Below are 15,558 nucleotides of genomic sequence, written 5' to 3'. Positions count from 1 at the left end.
TTCCAGTTCATTCAAGATGCGAATTAACTTCTGGTTGCCGCCGGCTCTTGGCCGCCATGAGAAATGTAAAGCTTGCCCATTAAATTTGATAATGGATTCGGTGAAGCTTTGAAGCCCGACATTAATAACTCTCGGTACGCTATTCAACAAATCCAGTACTTTCTCGCTTGGTTCCGGTACATCCATTTTCGCTTCCGTATATTCGACGCGGCCTTTATCGGCTACCTGCAGTTCATGTCCCATTAATTTCAAGGCAAGTCGAATGGCACGCGCATTGCTGCTTTCAACGATGACGCCGGCCTCTTTTAACGTTTGAACGGCTTGCGCATAATTTTGCGGATCATTGTCCGTTCCGACAACGCTGCCGATGACATACAGCTGGCGCCCTGTTTCTTTAGCTTCTTCCAAAGCCTTTTGGATACTCGGCGCCAATGCGCCCGCCATATCCGGATGCGCTCCGTATCCCAATACCACATCGACCAAGATGATGCCGGTTGTTTGGTCTTTCAATACTTCCTTTAACTTATTTACTCTGACTTCCGGGTCGATCATCGGATGAGGCTTGCCTTGCGTATAGACATCGTCGCCCAAATCCATCACTTGAAATCCTTGCGTGTTTAAAATATAGCCTTCTTCGCCTTTGACGTTATCAAGTCCCAGCGCGTCGGAGATCAGCGTAGCGGCTTCGCTCGCCAGTGTGCCCCCGGAATACAGCCCTTTTACGGTTTTACCTGCCGGCAGCGGTTGATCGACCTGGAACTCCATCGGATCGTTGTAGTTCGCTTTTACTTCATCTCCATTGGCGATATCGACCGCAATTTTGGCGGCTTCTTCCAATGTATAGGCCAACGACACATTGCCGACGTGCGCTTCGGGTTTCTCGCCCAAAAACAGGGCAACGACCGGTTTGGATAACGATTGCAGCAGCTTCATGACGTGGTCGCGGACTTTTTTTGCCGGCGGTTTGGAAATAATAAGGATCACATCGGTCGGAGCGTGCTGCTCAAGTGCGACGACCGCATCAATCATCGTCCGCGCTTGAACGTCCTCCTTTAAGTCTCGTCCGCCTGTCCCGATCGCATGAACTACGCCGCCGCCCAGGCGATCGATGATGGTTGTGGCTTCCTGGATGCCCGTACCCGATGCGGCGACAATTCCGATATTCCCAGGATTGGTTACGTTAGTGAAAGCCAATGGAACACTTGATAATACGCCGGTGCCACAGTCTGGACCCATCAAGAGCAAGCCTTTTTCATGTGCTTTTTGTTTAAGGCGTACTTCGTCTTCCAGGCTCACATTATCGCTGAACGAAAATACGTGTAACCCCAAATCCAAAGCCTTCTCAATCTCGCCGGCAGCGTAGATTCCCGGGATGGACAGCAGGGCCAGGTTTGCATCCGGCATCGTTTCTAAAGCATCTTTCCAATTGTCAACGCTTGATACCCCACTGTCTTTTTTCTTACCGGAAAGATTGCTTAAAAAGCGCTTTACTTCTTCAACAACCGAATCGAGCACGTGCTGATCGTCGGATTCGACAACAATCGCCATGTCGTTAGCGCCTGCGGCTTCGACTTCGTCGGTGAATAGTCCAGCCGCTTTTAAAATATCTTTATTAGCGTCTGTTGCCATCATAACCTGACCTTGTTTAACACCATCTAATTCATTAATGGAGTTGGTTAACAACATTAAATTGATAGAATCTTGATAATTATTTTTTTGAATCACGGAATACAACATAACACTCCTCCTTTTCACTTCACAGTATAACCGCTTTCAATAGAGCAAAATATGAGCACTCTCTATAAAAACGCTTATATTTTTGTGCACTTTAAATAATAGAGTCGAGGATGCTTTGTGATATGTTAATAAATACAATCGTTAAACCAAATAAAAGTTTGTACAAAAGGTGCTGAGTAAATTGTTTGCCTATGAACGCGTTACGATTCCGATTCATACGATTAACGAGCTCCAATTATATGGAAGTTTTTATCGCGGAAGTAAAAATCAAACCTATAAAGGAACGATTCTTTACTTTCATGGGGGAGGATTGATTTTCGGTCACAGAGAAGATATGCCCAAAAAATATATATCGCTGTTAACGGAAAACGGCTATGGCCTGCTCGCACTGGATTATTTGCTTGCCCCTGAAAGTAAGCTGCCGGCTATTATGCAAGCTATACATCGTTCAATCGAATGGTTTATGAAAGAAGGGCTGCATACATTAAAGATCGATCCTTCTAATTACTATGTAATGGGACGTTCTGCCGGGGGGTATTTGGCTTTGTATCATGCTGTCCATGCTAGCGTTCGGCCTCGCGGAGTGATTGTGTTTTATGGATATTACACATTGAGCGATGCAAGCTTCACTGTACCTAGTCGACACTTCCTTAACTATCCGAAAGTATCGGATAAGATGATCCAGCAGTTGGTGGGAAATCAACCTATTAGCTCAGCGCCGACTGATCAACGCTATCCTCTCTATTTAGCAGCTCGTCAACGTGGAGATTGGCTCAGTGTGATCCTTGATGATACAGATCATCAAAGAACATATTCTTTAACAAAGGAACAATTGATGGGCTTACCGCCAACATTCATTACTGCAGCTCACCAAGATCCGGATGTACCTGTAAGACAAGCAAAATGGCTGCATAAATATATACCGGAAAGCACACTTCATATCGTTGAATCAAATGAACATGACTTTGACCGAACTCATATCGATACTTTAGGTATAAACACATATACGGTATTAGTTGAATGGCTTAATAATCCCCAACAAAAATATAAACTGAAAGGAATTATTTGATGCAGATAGATTTTTTTCTAACTTTACAGAAAGTATCCGTTTTATTTCTACTAATTGTTATTGGATTTATTGCAGGTCGCGCAAATTTAATCTCCGAAAAAGGGCAAAAAGATATAACGCAGTTAGTTCTTTATATAACGATGCCGGCTACAATTTTTTCTGCCATGCAACTTGAGATGAATCAAGAGCGACTGAACACATCGTTTGTCATATTGGGAGTTGTGATATTCTGCTATGTTGTTATGTTTATTACTGGCTTTTTAGTCTCACGACGACTCTCCTTATCTAAAGGGCAGAAAGATATCTTCCAAACAGCATTATTACTATCCAATACATCATTCATGGGATATCCCATCATCCTAAGTCTACTAGGACCTGATGCTCTATTCTATGCCGTTGTTGGAGCTGGCTTTATATTTGAGATCGTATCATGGTCATTGGGCGTTTATTTAATCTCCCGCAATGGATCAGAGACTACGGGATTCAATTGGAAGAAAGTTCTCTTCAGTCCAGGAATCCTCTCAATTATCATTGGTTTGATCTTCTTTATTTTCCAGTGGTCAGTACCCGAACCACTTAACAGTGTGATCGATATAATGAGTCCTGCGACATCCCCCCTTGCAATGATAGTGATCGGACTGATGTTGTCACGCAGTAATATCAATGAGGCATTCAAGAATAAATACTTATATATAGCTGTTGCATTCAAACTACTCATTGTTCCATTTATTATAACAATGGTGCTTAAACTCTTTGGTCTAACGGGTATAGCTCTAGTTATTCCGGTTATGATGATTTCAATGCCTACTGCCTCCTATGTGGCTATGTTCAGTAATAATTACGGTAATGATGCTAAATTTGCGAGTCAGATCGTATTCTTATCATCATTGATGTCAATGATCTCTATTCCTATAATTACATTATTATTCTAACTCATACTCCTCTTCCATAAGCTGATCGGTGTGGTAGATTCGAAATTTAGGTTCAATACAAGTTGACCCCGGAAAGCTAGATTTTCATCTATCTTTCCGGGGTCACGAACCATTACTAAACGATATTAGGTTTCATACATTTTTTGACTGTATTTTTACAAATTCTCCGGGAAAATCCTTTGTCACACCTTCTGCTTGAGAATAAATGACCTCACCCCGTAAAATCGTTGTCGCAACTTGTGCACCAATCTCACGACCGATGTATGGGCTGATCTTGTTGCGGTATTCCAAGTCTTCTGCTTGTAATGTGTAAGGTGCATCTGGTTTGATCAATACAAAATCTGCATCTTTACCTACACTAATACGTCCTTTGTTATCGATCCCGAATCGATCAGCAACGTTTGTTGCAATGACTTCAGCAAATTGTTTTAATGACATGCCGCGTTTTTGGACGCCTTCATCGAATAGAACATCCACATTATTTTGCAATCCGGATATACCGCCCCATGCTTCAAAGGCGTTTTCTTTGTCTTTCAAGTCTGGTGTACATGGTGAATGGTCTGATGTAACAAAGGCAATATTGCCAGCTAATAATTGTTTCCACAAACCGTCCTGATTTTTCTTATCTCTGATGGGTGGTGAACATTTTACAACTGGACCAATCGCATCCAATTCTTCTGTTTCAAAATATAGGTAATGCGTACATGTCTCACAAGTTACATCAACACCTTCTTGGCGCGCCTTCGCAACAGCTTCAACACCCTCTGGACAAGCAACGTGGCAGATATGAATGCGGCAACCTGTTTCTTTTGCGAATAAGATTGCACGTTGAATAGGTTCAACTTCTGTAAATACGGGCCGTGTTGCTACATAGGCTTTTAGTGTTGTTTCATTGTTTTTGTAAGCAATTTCTCCAAGTCGATCAGTAATCCGGGCATTTTCAGCATGAATAGACAATATTTTTCCTGTCTTAGCAACTTGTTTCATACCTTCATATAGAGAGTAGTCATCAACATTCATGAAGTCACCATCAATAGAACGATCTCCGCATGTCGCCATAAAACACTTATAAGCTATAACGCCGCCTTCATCTAATTCTTGGATACCACCTTCATTGACTGTGTAAGGAACTAGTCCGCCATAAGAATATACATCGGATTTCAGTTTCCCTTCACCTGCCGCATATTTAATATTCAATGTCTCGCCATTTGTTGTAGCAGGAATTTGATTGAGCGGCATCTCTAAGAATGACGTTACACCACCCTTTGCTGCAGAAGCAGTCCCGGTAGAATAACCTTCCCATTCACCGCGATACCCGCCACCCGGTTCAGTGATGTGAACATGAGCATCGATCATACCAGGACTAACAATTAACCCTTCTGCATCTATTATCTTTGTTCCTTCAAGGTTAGATCCAATCGTAACGATCACTCCATTATTTACACCAATATCTGTTTGGATTTCTCCACTGTCTAGTATCACTAAACCATTCTTAATAACTAGATCATAACTCATTTGGCTTCCTCCTATTTTTTATTATTTCCAATACCTTAATTCGCTAGATGACAACTTTGTTAAAACAAAATAAATAGTAAATGCAGACGCAAACCCTGCTATCCAAGCAATATCAGAAAGCACTGATAATACCGGAATAAACTGCCCAATAAGTGATAAAATCAAACCTACTAGGGTTGCTATATACGCCTTACGATTGACTCCGTTATATATCCTTTTCGCTGAACCGTCTTTAGCATCATAATATAGTTGATCTAAATCAATGACCTGGTTTTTCACAAAATAATAATGAGCAATCAATACACCGGCAACAGGTCCTAGTAATGCACCAACCGCATTGAGAAAAGCAATAATCGCACCGCCATCAGCCATAAAACGCCATGGCATAATTAAGAAACTAATGATTCCAGCGATGATAACGCCCTTACGATAGTCGATCGATTTAGGAAACAGTGCTGTTAGTTGATAACCAGCAGGAATAATATTGCCTGTTGCATTGGTTGAAATCGTTGTCATCAAAAACACTAATGTGGTCAATAATATTGCAGGCACACTATCCCATTGATTAATAAAATCCAATACTCCATTGCCTGAAGTTGGTGCACCATAATGAATCGTGCCGCCAATAATGATAATTACTGACATGACTGCAAAAACTAAATATCCTATAAATAAACTACCTATCTGGCCAACGGTTTGGTCTTTTTGTGACTTAGCATTTTGGGTAAAATCAGCTACACTCACTCCTGGTGCCGCCCATACTGCTAATACTGAAGCAATGATGACAAGGTATCCAAAGACGGGATTTACGGCAGTTGTTTGAACTCCCTCGTATGAAAGAATATTGCCAATTCCTCCTCCAACATGGATTGCCCAGATCGTCATCCCGCCGAATACAATATAAATAATTGGACTAAGTACTGCTGTAAACTTATTAAGGATTCCACCTCCTCCAAGACCAATAGCCATATTCGCAATCCAAAAAATGACGAAACTAATTAATTCCGGCACAGATATACCCAAGATATCCGCTCCGCCGCCAATCTCTAAATAGGTTGGCCACACTTTTCCAAGTAGAATTGTTAAAGCTGCCGCCCCGGTATATGTTTGAACACCAAACCATGCGATCGCAGCTACACACCCTCTTAGAAATCCTGGTAATTTTGCCCCTACGCTGCCATAAGTGGAACGCAAATGCATGGCAAAAGGAATACCGTATTTTGCACCTGCCCGTCCATTAATAACCATGAATAATGCAACAGCCAATCCACTGAGAGTTATTGCAATGATTACATTTAATGGTGACAGTCCTAATAATAAATAACCTGCAACCGCAGCATAGTTAGGAATGTTGTGAATCGAACCCATCCACAATGTAAAATAATTCAAAGCACTCATATTCCGCTTATTTTGAGTCTTGGGCAAAGTATCCTCACTTTGATAGCCCCTCTGCCGGTATACTTCAACCTCATCATTTGTAACCTGATAATCTAGATTCTCCAACAGTTTCCCCCCTTCAACATTCGCCAATTCAATAACCTATTTCCTATGGCACCGATAACTTCCAACGATGATTACAAATTAATTGTAAGCGCTTATATTTATTAAAACATTGTCTACAATAACTAAATCTATCAAAGAAATTGGTTACTTTGATTAGACTTAACTTTCGTCTTCATCGATTTTTCTATGATAAATCAATAGGCCAATTGCTCAATGGCACTCGCCAAAACCTGAATACCAGGTACGATATCTACCGCTTCAGTATGTTCTCTAGGATTATGGCTAATCCCATCAATAGAAGGTACAAAGATCATAGCTGTTGGGACATAAGCTGCAAAAATCTGAGAATCATGTCCAGCCCCTGAATGCATCACTTTATAATTCAATTTGTTTTCTTTACATACAGATTCAATAATTCGGATAATCTCAGGGTCCATAGGAACTGGTTGCTCATTCATCCAATTATCGATATGAATGTCGATACCCATTTGCTGCGCAATGTCCTTCATGTCACTTTCAATTTCCTGCGTAAATCGATCTAATACTGCTTCTTCTGTATGACGACAATCCATTGAGAAGAGCGTCTCACCAGGAACGACATTCACTGTATTAGGCTTAGGCTCAACTTTACCGAACGTAAGAACGAGTGGATTGCCTTCTTTTTTCGCTTTATCGATACTTTGCGTAATGATTCGTGCCATACATTCAACCGTATCTTTTCGGTACTCCATCAATGTTGTACCAGCATGGTTGGCTTGTCCCTTAAGCGTGATATCATAGCGTTTCTGACCCACGATGGCATTCACGACACCAACTTGATTATGCGTATTCTCGAGGAAATTACCTTGCTCGATATGTAATTCAATAAATGCAGAAATCTTATTGAATCTTGGTTTTCCTTCCAAGAAACCAAACCCGGCCTCATGCATTGCATCGACGAAGCTTACGCCTTGAGCATCCTTGATGTGCTCTACATCATTACGGTCCGCAATGCCAAAGATATTTTTAGAACCCCAAAACGCATACGGGAAACGTGATCCTTCTTCTTCAGCCATCGAGATGATCTGCAGCGTTTTTTTAGGCTTTCCTTTTTTTTCCAATAATTCCTTAATGGCTATATAACCTGCTATTATCCCAAGTTGTCCGTCTAAACGTCCACCCTTATCTACTGTATCAATATGAGATCCTGTCGCAATGATCTCTTCTGGGCTGTCAGTTCCTTTTAATGTCGCAAATAAGTTACCCACTTCATCAAATTCAACGGTCATACCAAGTTCTTCGAATTTTTCTTTCAATGCATTTTGTGCTTCAAGCCACGATTTGCTATAAAGCAAACGTGTTGTTCCAGGACCTGTTTTATCTGATATCCCGGATATCCAATCCATCAAATCATCTACAGTTTGTGGTTCTAACTTTATCACCAAGATTCCCTCCTATTTGACCTTTTCTAAACATAATTTGAACCGATTTCTAAAAATAGTATAATTACACCCGCTTTCAATATCACTGTTCATTTACACAAAAGGTTATTTATTTTTGTTGACTCTGCACAGCTATGATTAATGTTAAAATATCTGTATACTAAATTGTATTTCCAGATGACTGACGATTCTTTTAGTTCGATCTTTATTTCATAGTTAAAGAAAGGATACGAACATGACTACGATTGCTGATATTTTAAATTTACCCCGCTATTCAGACCTAAAGTTATTAACGAATGCGCATCAGACCGACACCGACCAAACCGTTCAAAGTGTAGAAATTTCTGAAACACCCGATATTGAATACTATATTCCGAATGGTGTCTTGCTTCTAACAACGGCGATGAGCTACGCGGACGACCAACAAGGATTAATTTCTTTAATCGATTCTTTGATTCGCGCCAAAGCAGTGGGCTTAGGGATTAAGACTGGACGGTTCTTGGGTGAGATCGAGCCTCAAATTATTGAATATGCAGAGAAAGTTAATTTCCCATTGATTGATATTCCCAATAACTATTCGTTAGGCTCGCTATTGCATCAATTGTTAAATCAAATATGGGGAACGCGTTATGAAGAAATCTCTTTTGCCCTGGATATTCAAAAAAAATTTTTTAACTTACTGCTACAAAATGCGACTAATCAAATTATTATCAACAAATTAAGCCAGATCGTTAAAACGCCGATTATTTTATTGAATCCATTCAAAGAAATTATGGATTATTCCAAACATTTCAATCATTCCAGCAATCCTGTACAGCATTATGTGAATCAGATCGTACAGAAAATTCACGAAACAAATAAAGAGGACGATTCATTTATTATCAATAGTCCAAAAGGGCATGAAATTCAGATCTCGCTTGTTCCGATTCAAGTCCATTCTCACTTTCCGCATTATTTGGTTGTGGTTAATCCCGAACAAATTCCTTATCCGATCTCCAGTTTTGCGATTGACCAGGCGGCTATGGTATTATCGTTTGTTTTATTCAAAAACGAAAAAGTATCGGAATCTCAACAGTCGATTGCAACCGAATATTTCAAAGAATTGATTGATTACCACTCCAGTTCGGATCCGTCCGTACGTTCCTTTGAATTAAACATGAAATACGGTTACTTATTGTCCGATTATTATCAAGTTGTTCACGTTTTTAGCCAAGCGGCTTTAGAAGATACAGCGCCTAGTCTCAATCAGGAAGAACGATTAATATTAGCCTCGCAATGGTTACAAAAACATATTCCGGATTACTTCACCAACGGCTTGGTGCTGTTCTTTAGTGTTACAAAAGAGACTATCATTTTAATCCAACGCGAAGCCCCGGATCTGGACGAAAAATTATTGGCTATCCGTACCCAGCTCAATGACAGTCTGAATATAGAGTTGATTTTTAGTATCGGAAACCCGTATACAGATTGGAAACGCATTAACCAATCCTATATTGAAGCAAAGCTGGTGTTCGACGAACGTAAAAGCAAGCTGCAAACTCAGCCGATTATCCATTATAAAGATAAAGGGATGGTTCAGTTGTTCCATCACCTTGAAAAAAATGATGTTCGATTTTTCTGCGAGAATATATTGAAGGATTTTGCTTATCCGAAAGACCCTACCCTAATCGAACTACGCAAAACGTTATCGGTATACTTAGGCGCACAATGCGAAATTGCCAGTGCAGCCTCCACTTTATTCGTGCATCGCAATACGGTCAAATACCGTATTCTTCGCTGCGAAGAAATACTCGGTCACGCTGTCAATTCGCCCAGTCATTCACTGAATTTACGCCTCGCGCTTGCACTCAGTGAAGAAAATCTTTAAACAAAAAGCATTGAAGCTTGAATCATCAACAAGCCTTCACGATTCAAGCTTCAATGCTTTTATCTATTTTATTAATTTGCAAAAGCCCCGAGTCCTTCATAACGATTGTAATGAATGTCGTCTGACTCAAGGTAGCTAATAATCGATTCGGGAATCTCTACCCCTTCTTGCAAGTTTTTCGCGTAACGTTCATGACTGCCTTGTCCCGGGTACTGAACGTAGTCAAAGCCGGTTGCGGGTCTAATCTCATTCAATTCTTTCATCGTACGCGAAATAGATTGTTTGAACATGTCAAGACCGACAAAACGCTCGGGATCAATAATGATATAAAGCTGTCCAAGATTACGCCCTTCATGCAAATTCCGATACATCGAGCTAACCTCTTTGCCAAACGGCAATCCAAGCAATACCCCGGATAAAATGTCTACCATCATCATTAGGCCGTAGCCTTTCGGTCCGGCAATAGGCAGCAATCCGTTCACTTTATTCGGATCTGTTGTCGGAGCGCCGTTTTTATCCACTGCCCAGGTATCCGGAATCGATTTGCCTTTGGAACGCGCATCCAGAATTTTGCCCCATGCTTGTACCGTTGTGGCCATATCAAAAATTAACGGGTCCGCTCCGTTACTCGGCACGCCAAATGCGATTGGATTGGTTCCGTAATAGGTTTCCGCACCGCCATACGGTACAACCATTGGATCGGATTGACACATCGAGATCCCGATTAAATTGGCTTCGGCAATTTTACGCACATAGTAGGACAGCGTTCCCGTATGACCCACTCTCGACACGCCGACAACCGCTACGCCGCTTTCTTTTGCCATCTTAATGGCTGGTGCCAATGCTTCGTTGGCCGCATAATGACCTTGAGCATTTTCACCGTGGAAGATCGCGGAGCTTGGACCCGTTTGTTTAAACAAAAGCTCGGGATGAATATTGATGCCGCCTTTGTGAATACGCTCTGCGTAATATTCAACGCGTACAGCTCCGTGAGAATGGATGCCGCATAAGTCGGCATATACTAAATGATTAGCCGTTTCCTCGGCTTGCTCTTCTTTCAAACCCGCTTTGATAAGCTTGTTTTTGATTAATTTGTGCAAATGTTCCCCGCTAACTTTTACTACTTTTTCTTCAGCATTCGACACTCTTTATAGCTCCTTTCTCGACACTTATACACCCGGGTTGCGATTCGCGTCTTTGGAGTATACGTAAGCTAAAGGTTCCTTGCGGTCCGTTGAATAAGCGGCTTGCGGGGTATAAGCAGCCATAAAGATATAGTCGCCTTTCTCAACCGGATACCAATTGTTGTCCAGATTATACATCCCTTTACCGGACAATAAATAAGCGCCGTGCTCTTGATAATGGGTTTCTATATAACCGTGACTGGCGGCAGGAGCAAAAGATAAAATATGCATATTCATATCGAATCCTAAATCATCGGTAGGCAATAAGTTCCAAAGCAATACATCTTCCATATCTTCATAATGAATAGGCGTATGATCGGCGCGGTTGCCTACCACTTTATAAGCTTTATGCCCTTCTAATGGCTCGTATTTGCGTTGATACAAGAAAGCTTCCGTTGTTTCAGTCTGTCCATTTTCGAAATACATCTTTTCGTTTACGGGGAAGAAAGCATAACCTCCCTCTGTTAATTCATGCGTTTCATTACTATCGCTTACATTTAACTTTCCGGATATTACATAAACAAACGTTTCAATCCCTGCGCCGCCAAAACCCAAATCATTTTTTCCGCCTTCCAAAAATTCGGCGATAAAATCGGAGAAGCTGGCTCCGATTCTGGGAGAACCCAAAATGCTGATCTTCGTATTCTCAAATCCCGGGACAACGTTATTCACTAAACCATCATGCGGCAAAATGGCATAATTGTTTTTTTTAATGACTGCACGCGATGTCAATACACCGTCAAGATAGCCGACGTTATTATTTTTATAACCCATGTTTAATCGTTTCCCTTCCATGAATAGTATGACAGTCAACAGCACTGTTTCAATTCATTGTAAACGCTTATTCAGGATGAAACTAGTTTCAAAAGCTACAATTCTCGCTGCAAAGTTGTTGATGATGAACAAAGAAACTCCAAAACGCCGGCGATGGCGCCTTCCCGGCAAGCGCAGCAAAAAAGGGACCCTCCAAGGTGTGATCCATCACCTGAAGGCCCCTTTCTCCCGTTACTGTACAGGCGGGGAGGACAAAGCCTGCTGCACGCGGGTTACGCCCTGCGACAGCGCGTTTCCGGCCAAAGCCGCGGAAGCTACAGCGACCGTTTCCAAAATTTCCGCATCGGTCGCTCCCTTAGACTTCGCCTCCTCGGCATGGTAAAACGTACAGATTTCATTATTCGTGGACAAAGCGATGCCAAGCGCGATCAGCTGCTTCGTTTTGGCGTCCAGCTTACCGTCCGCAAGGCTTGCTCCGGTAAACGCGTGGTAAGCTTCCGTGATGCCCGGCAGCGAATCGCCGTAACGGCCGATCTCGTCTTTGTACGCTTTGATTTTCTCGCTCACGAGCGACATGGGCTTAAGCATCCTTTCCTGTAGAGGATAGTCAATCGTATCATTTATACGATGTCCCGCCCGGCAAAAAATATGCTATACCTCCGGCGTAACCCGCGGTTCCCGCGAAGGCTGGTAAATATAATTCCGGTCCAGCTTGACCACATTGCGGTTGGGCCTGCGAATGAGCACATGCGTATCATCCCAAGCCACCACAATCCCCCGGACGTCGTTGGCTTCGATCGCATCGCGAATCACCCGAACTTTTTCGCCGGATAGACGGTATGCGTTTAATTCTTCATCCGTGATCATCGGTAACACCCACCTCCAGCTCTCATTATACAATATATCCAGCCATGCAGAAAAAGACCCCGCCGGCCGAAAGGCCAGTCGGAGTCTTCGGTACTCCAAAACCTTATGGAAAATCGTCATGACTTAAGCTTACCGCTTACCGCGAAGCATGCTCCTTGGTGTCATTTGTCTCGAACCAAAAATCAAGCACCTTGGCCGACATGACCCTTTGTTCCAAATACCCTACCTGCTGCGGACTGAACTGTTCCTTCCAAGGCACATCGAGCTCTTGGCACAGCCCGGTTATCGTCAACAATTGCGACCATGCTACATAGCGTTTGTACCAGAAAAACTGAGGATGTTCTAGCATATAGGGATAAAGGTCGTCAAACTCTGTATGTTTGCAATCCAAGGCACGTTCAAAGGTAACCTTCGCTTCGGACAATTTCGAAAGGAAAAACTCCGCGTCTACTGCCAATTCTTTCCCCATTTTTTAAGCCTCCTCTCCCTAGTAATCCTCATTATAGCGAAAAAAAGGGGGCCTGCAAAGGATTGCTTGCAAAATTGTTTCTTTTTCCAAGCACGCTTTGTCCTTTTTCGCACTTAGTCCGCAAACGTGATTCGCCCGCCATCCAGCGATGCGATGCGGACCAGCGACTCCAAACGGATCCCTTGATCGCGAATCGCCTGGGCTCCCGGCTGGAAACATTTTTCAACGACGATGCCCGCTCCGACCAGCTCCGCTCCCGCGCGGCTGATGATTTTGATCAGCCCCCGGGCCGCGTCGCCGTTGGCGATGATGTCGTCGATGAACAAAACCCGGTCGTTTTCGCCAATAAACTCGCGCGACACGAGGATGTCCGTGACGATGCCTTTCGTAAACGAAGGCACCCGCTCGCACAGCATGTCCGGCTCAGCCAGCAGCGTTTTTTTGCGGCGCGCAAACAGCAGCGGCACCCCCAGCTCGTACGCCGTCGCGAACGCCACGGCGATGCCCGACGATTCTACCGTCACGACCCGCGTAACCCCGGCATCCCCAAACCGTTTCGCAAACTCTTTGCCCATTTCCATCGTTAATTTCGGGTCCACTTGATGATTCAGCAGACCGTCCAGCTTCAGCACCTGCTCCGATACGATCACGCCTTGCTCCGCAATCTTTTGCTTTAACAGCTCCATTTTTTTCCTCCAATAATCATTATCTAAAGTGAGTGTTCAAAAAGTCAGGTTTTCAGCACCGAAGCGTATGCTTCCGAAGTGCGTTTTTTCAAAACGCTTTAGGTCGGATGAAGCTAGGGACGTTAGGAGCGGAGCGTACGTTTTGGGTACGTGAGCACCGGAAGGCCCGGCTGAATTCAAGATTCGACGTCGATTCCGCTTCTTGACCTGCTTCGTGATCAAAAGATGACTTTTTGAACTACCTCTCTATAGGTTTGAGTCATGTCCCGTTCTTGGACAACATACCTTGTACTATATATAGCACATGAACCGGGGGGAAAACCATGAAAAATAGCGTGAAAGTTTTGCAAATCGCTTTCACATATATCGGTACCGTCGTTGGCGCCGGTTTTGCGACGGGACAGGAAATTCTCCAGTTTTTCACCCGGTACGGAAAATGGGGTATTCTCACGATTCTGCTGTCCACGCTGCTGTTCGTTTGGCTCGGCACCAAAATGATGTTGCTCGCCCGCGAGATCAAGGCCGCCTCGTACGAGGATTTGAACCGCAAGCTGTTCGGGGAGCGCGCCGGCCGTGCGCTCAGCTTGTTTACCCTGATTGTCCTGATCGGCGTCAACAGCGTCATGCTGGCGGGAGCCGGCTCGGTGTTCATGGAGCACCTGGGCCTGCATTATCAGACAGGACTTTGGATCACCCTGATTTTTACCTTTTTGCTGCTCGGGCGGGGGATCAAAGGCGTTATGCAGCTTAATTCCATCGTCGTACCGTTGATGCTGATCCTGTCGCTGGTGATCATTTTCAATACGGCGGTCTCGCCGGGGGCGGCGCGTTTTCTGACCCTGGAAACCGATACCCCTCTTCTGGCCGCCTGGGTGTCACCGCTGATGTACTCCGCCTTCAACCTATCGATGGCCCAGGCGGTGCTCGTGCCGATCGGCAGCCACACCGAAAGCCGAAAGGCGATCGTTATGGGCGGGGTTATCGGCGGCGCAGGCGTCGGCTTTATGCTGATGGCCGGCCATTTTGCCCTCTCCGCCAATATGCCGGGGATCGTCCAATATGAAATTCCGATGGGCAGTATAGCCCAGCAGCTTGGGACAACCGTCCAGCTCATTTATGTGCTGCTGATTTTTATGGAGATCTTCAGCACGTTCGTAGCCGACGTATATGGCGTCACTCTGCAGCTAAAGCAGTACATTCATGTGCCGCCGATGCTGATCTCGGTCACGGTATTGGTGATCTGCTACGTAACCAGCCAGTTCGGCTTCAGCTCCCTGCTTTCGGTGCTTTACCCGATTTTCGGTCTGTTCAGCCTGTTTTGGGCGTTTATGCTGGGAGCCTATAAGAGTAAAGGAAAAACCGGAAATTAGTAGGCTGCTCGGGAGCCGTAAGAAAAACGTCAATCGATGTACATTCAAAGAAGACAGACCGCATAAATCAATCCTAATGGACTACAGCGCCGTTATTTCGGCGAAATCAGCCGTTTTCCAAATGTAACGGACACCACAGACCTTATTTGGCGGTTTGGAGCGCG

At 43.7% G+C, this 15,558-nt stretch carries 13 protein-coding genes and 1 pseudogene; 4 read left to right on the top strand and 10 right to left on the bottom strand.

Translation table 11 applies throughout. The features are described 5' to 3' along the window. Window positions 1-15 precede the first annotated feature (15 nt). Window positions 16-1,737: pseudogene (fdrA, locus tag EHV15_RS37400) on the bottom strand (acyl-CoA synthetase FdrA); the annotation flags it as partial. Window positions 1,738-1,918: 181 nt separating this feature from the next. On the opposite strand from fdrA, the gene EHV15_RS19335 reads away from it, so the two are divergent. Next, on the top strand, window positions 1,919-2,806 hold the full coding sequence (locus tag EHV15_RS19335) for an alpha/beta hydrolase (RefSeq protein WP_178075894.1): 888 nt from the start codon (window positions 1,919-1,921) through the stop codon (window positions 2,804-2,806). Next, window positions 2,806-3,738: an AEC family transporter gene (locus EHV15_RS19330; RefSeq protein ID WP_128632638.1), complete on the top strand. Its 933-nt coding sequence runs from the start codon at window positions 2,806-2,808 to the stop codon at window positions 3,736-3,738. The genes EHV15_RS19335 and EHV15_RS19330 overlap by 1 nt, the downstream gene beginning before the upstream one ends. 132 nt (window positions 3,739-3,870) lie before the next feature. Here EHV15_RS19330 and allB read toward each other — a convergent pair whose 3' ends face one another. The 3 genes from allB to allC form a co-directional block, all read right to left on the bottom strand. Beyond that, the gene (allB, locus tag EHV15_RS19325) at window positions 3,871-5,253 is read right to left on the bottom strand and encodes an allantoinase AllB (protein ID WP_128632637.1); all 1,383 of its coding nucleotides are present in this window, start codon (window positions 5,251-5,253) and stop codon (window positions 3,871-3,873) included. 21 nt (window positions 5,254-5,274) lie between these two features. Beyond that, window positions 5,275-6,756, bottom strand: coding sequence for an allantoin permease (allW, locus tag EHV15_RS19320; protein ID WP_128632636.1), 1,482 nt, complete (start codon window positions 6,754-6,756; stop codon window positions 5,275-5,277). A gap of 194 nt (window positions 6,757-6,950) precedes the next feature. After that, on the bottom strand, window positions 6,951-8,177 hold the full coding sequence (gene allC / locus EHV15_RS19315) for an allantoate deiminase (RefSeq protein WP_218571241.1): 1,227 nt from the start codon (window positions 8,175-8,177) through the stop codon (window positions 6,951-6,953). Between the two features lie 235 nt (window positions 8,178-8,412). Between allC and EHV15_RS19310 the strand changes: the two genes are divergently transcribed. Further along, on the top strand, window positions 8,413-10,044 hold the full coding sequence (locus EHV15_RS19310) for a PucR family transcriptional regulator (RefSeq protein WP_128632634.1): 1,632 nt from the start codon (window positions 8,413-8,415) through the stop codon (window positions 10,042-10,044). Window positions 10,045-10,115: 71 nt separating this feature from the next. Here EHV15_RS19310 and allD read toward each other — a convergent pair whose 3' ends face one another. The 6 genes from allD to EHV15_RS19280 all read right to left on the bottom strand — a co-directional run bounded on the left by allD (window position 10,116) and on the right by EHV15_RS19280 (window position 14,024). After that, complete coding sequence (allD, locus tag EHV15_RS19305; protein ID WP_128632633.1) at window positions 10,116-11,189, bottom strand: ureidoglycolate dehydrogenase; 1,074 nt, start codon at window positions 11,187-11,189, stop codon at window positions 10,116-10,118. Between the two features lie 24 nt (window positions 11,190-11,213). Continuing rightward, a complete protein-coding gene (gene allE / locus EHV15_RS19300) occupies window positions 11,214-12,002 on the bottom strand; it encodes a (S)-ureidoglycine aminohydrolase (RefSeq protein WP_128632632.1) in 789 nt (262 codons plus the stop codon). Window positions 12,003-12,233: 231 nt separating this feature from the next. Further along, complete coding sequence (locus EHV15_RS19295) at window positions 12,234-12,578, bottom strand: carboxymuconolactone decarboxylase family protein (protein WP_128632631.1); 345 nt, start codon at window positions 12,576-12,578, stop codon at window positions 12,234-12,236. A gap of 75 nt (window positions 12,579-12,653) precedes the next feature. Continuing rightward, window positions 12,654-12,869, bottom strand: a complete 216-nt coding sequence (locus EHV15_RS19290; protein WP_036624225.1) for a hypothetical protein — start codon at window positions 12,867-12,869, stop codon at window positions 12,654-12,656. Between the two features lie 136 nt (window positions 12,870-13,005). Further along, window positions 13,006-13,338, bottom strand: coding sequence for a hypothetical protein (locus EHV15_RS19285; protein WP_128632630.1), 333 nt, complete (start codon window positions 13,336-13,338; stop codon window positions 13,006-13,008). 113 nt (window positions 13,339-13,451) lie between these two features. Continuing rightward, on the bottom strand, window positions 13,452-14,024 hold the full coding sequence (locus EHV15_RS19280; protein WP_128632629.1) for a xanthine phosphoribosyltransferase: 573 nt from the start codon (window positions 14,022-14,024) through the stop codon (window positions 13,452-13,454). Window positions 14,025-14,347: 323 nt separating this feature from the next. Here EHV15_RS19280 and EHV15_RS19275 point away from each other — a divergent pair, with 323 nt between their 5' ends. Continuing rightward, complete coding sequence (locus tag EHV15_RS19275) at window positions 14,348-15,394, top strand: YkvI family membrane protein (RefSeq protein ID WP_128632628.1); 1,047 nt, start codon at window positions 14,348-14,350, stop codon at window positions 15,392-15,394. The last annotated feature ends 164 nt before the right edge of the window (window positions 15,395-15,558 follow it).

Source organism: Paenibacillus oralis, assembly GCF_003863965.1.
Taxonomy (GTDB): Bacteria; Bacillota; Bacilli; order Paenibacillales; family Paenibacillaceae; genus Fontibacillus; species Fontibacillus oralis.
This window is presented reverse-complemented; position numbering and strand designations above follow the sequence as displayed.

What these genes read in the sequence shown, in the direction of transcription:
- EHV15_RS19330 (WP_128632638.1), top strand. Translation starts at nt 2,806, where the DNA reads ATGCAGATAGATTTTTTTCTAACTTTACAGAAAGTATCCGTTTTATTT.
- allB (WP_128632637.1), bottom strand. Translation starts at nt 5,253, where the DNA reads ATGAGTTATGATCTAGTTATTAAGAATGGTTTAGTGATACTAGACAGT.
- EHV15_RS19310 (WP_128632634.1), top strand. Translation starts at nt 8,413, where the DNA reads ATGACTACGATTGCTGATATTTTAAATTTACCCCGCTATTCAGACCTA.
- allE (WP_128632632.1), bottom strand. Translation starts at nt 12,002, where the DNA reads ATGGGTTATAAAAATAATAACGTCGGCTATCTTGACGGTGTATTGACA.
- EHV15_RS19295 (WP_128632631.1), bottom strand. Translation starts at nt 12,578, where the DNA reads ATGTCGCTCGTGAGCGAGAAAATCAAAGCGTACAAAGACGAGATCGGC.
- EHV15_RS19290 (WP_036624225.1), bottom strand. Translation starts at nt 12,869, where the DNA reads ATGATCACGGATGAAGAATTAAACGCATACCGTCTATCCGGCGAAAAA.
- EHV15_RS19285 (WP_128632630.1), bottom strand. Translation starts at nt 13,338, where the DNA reads ATGGGGAAAGAATTGGCAGTAGACGCGGAGTTTTTCCTTTCGAAATTG.
- EHV15_RS19280 (WP_128632629.1), bottom strand. Translation starts at nt 14,024, where the DNA reads ATGGAGCTGTTAAAGCAAAAGATTGCGGAGCAAGGCGTGATCGTATCG.
- EHV15_RS19275 (WP_128632628.1), top strand. Translation starts at nt 14,348, where the DNA reads ATGAAAAATAGCGTGAAAGTTTTGCAAATCGCTTTCACATATATCGGT.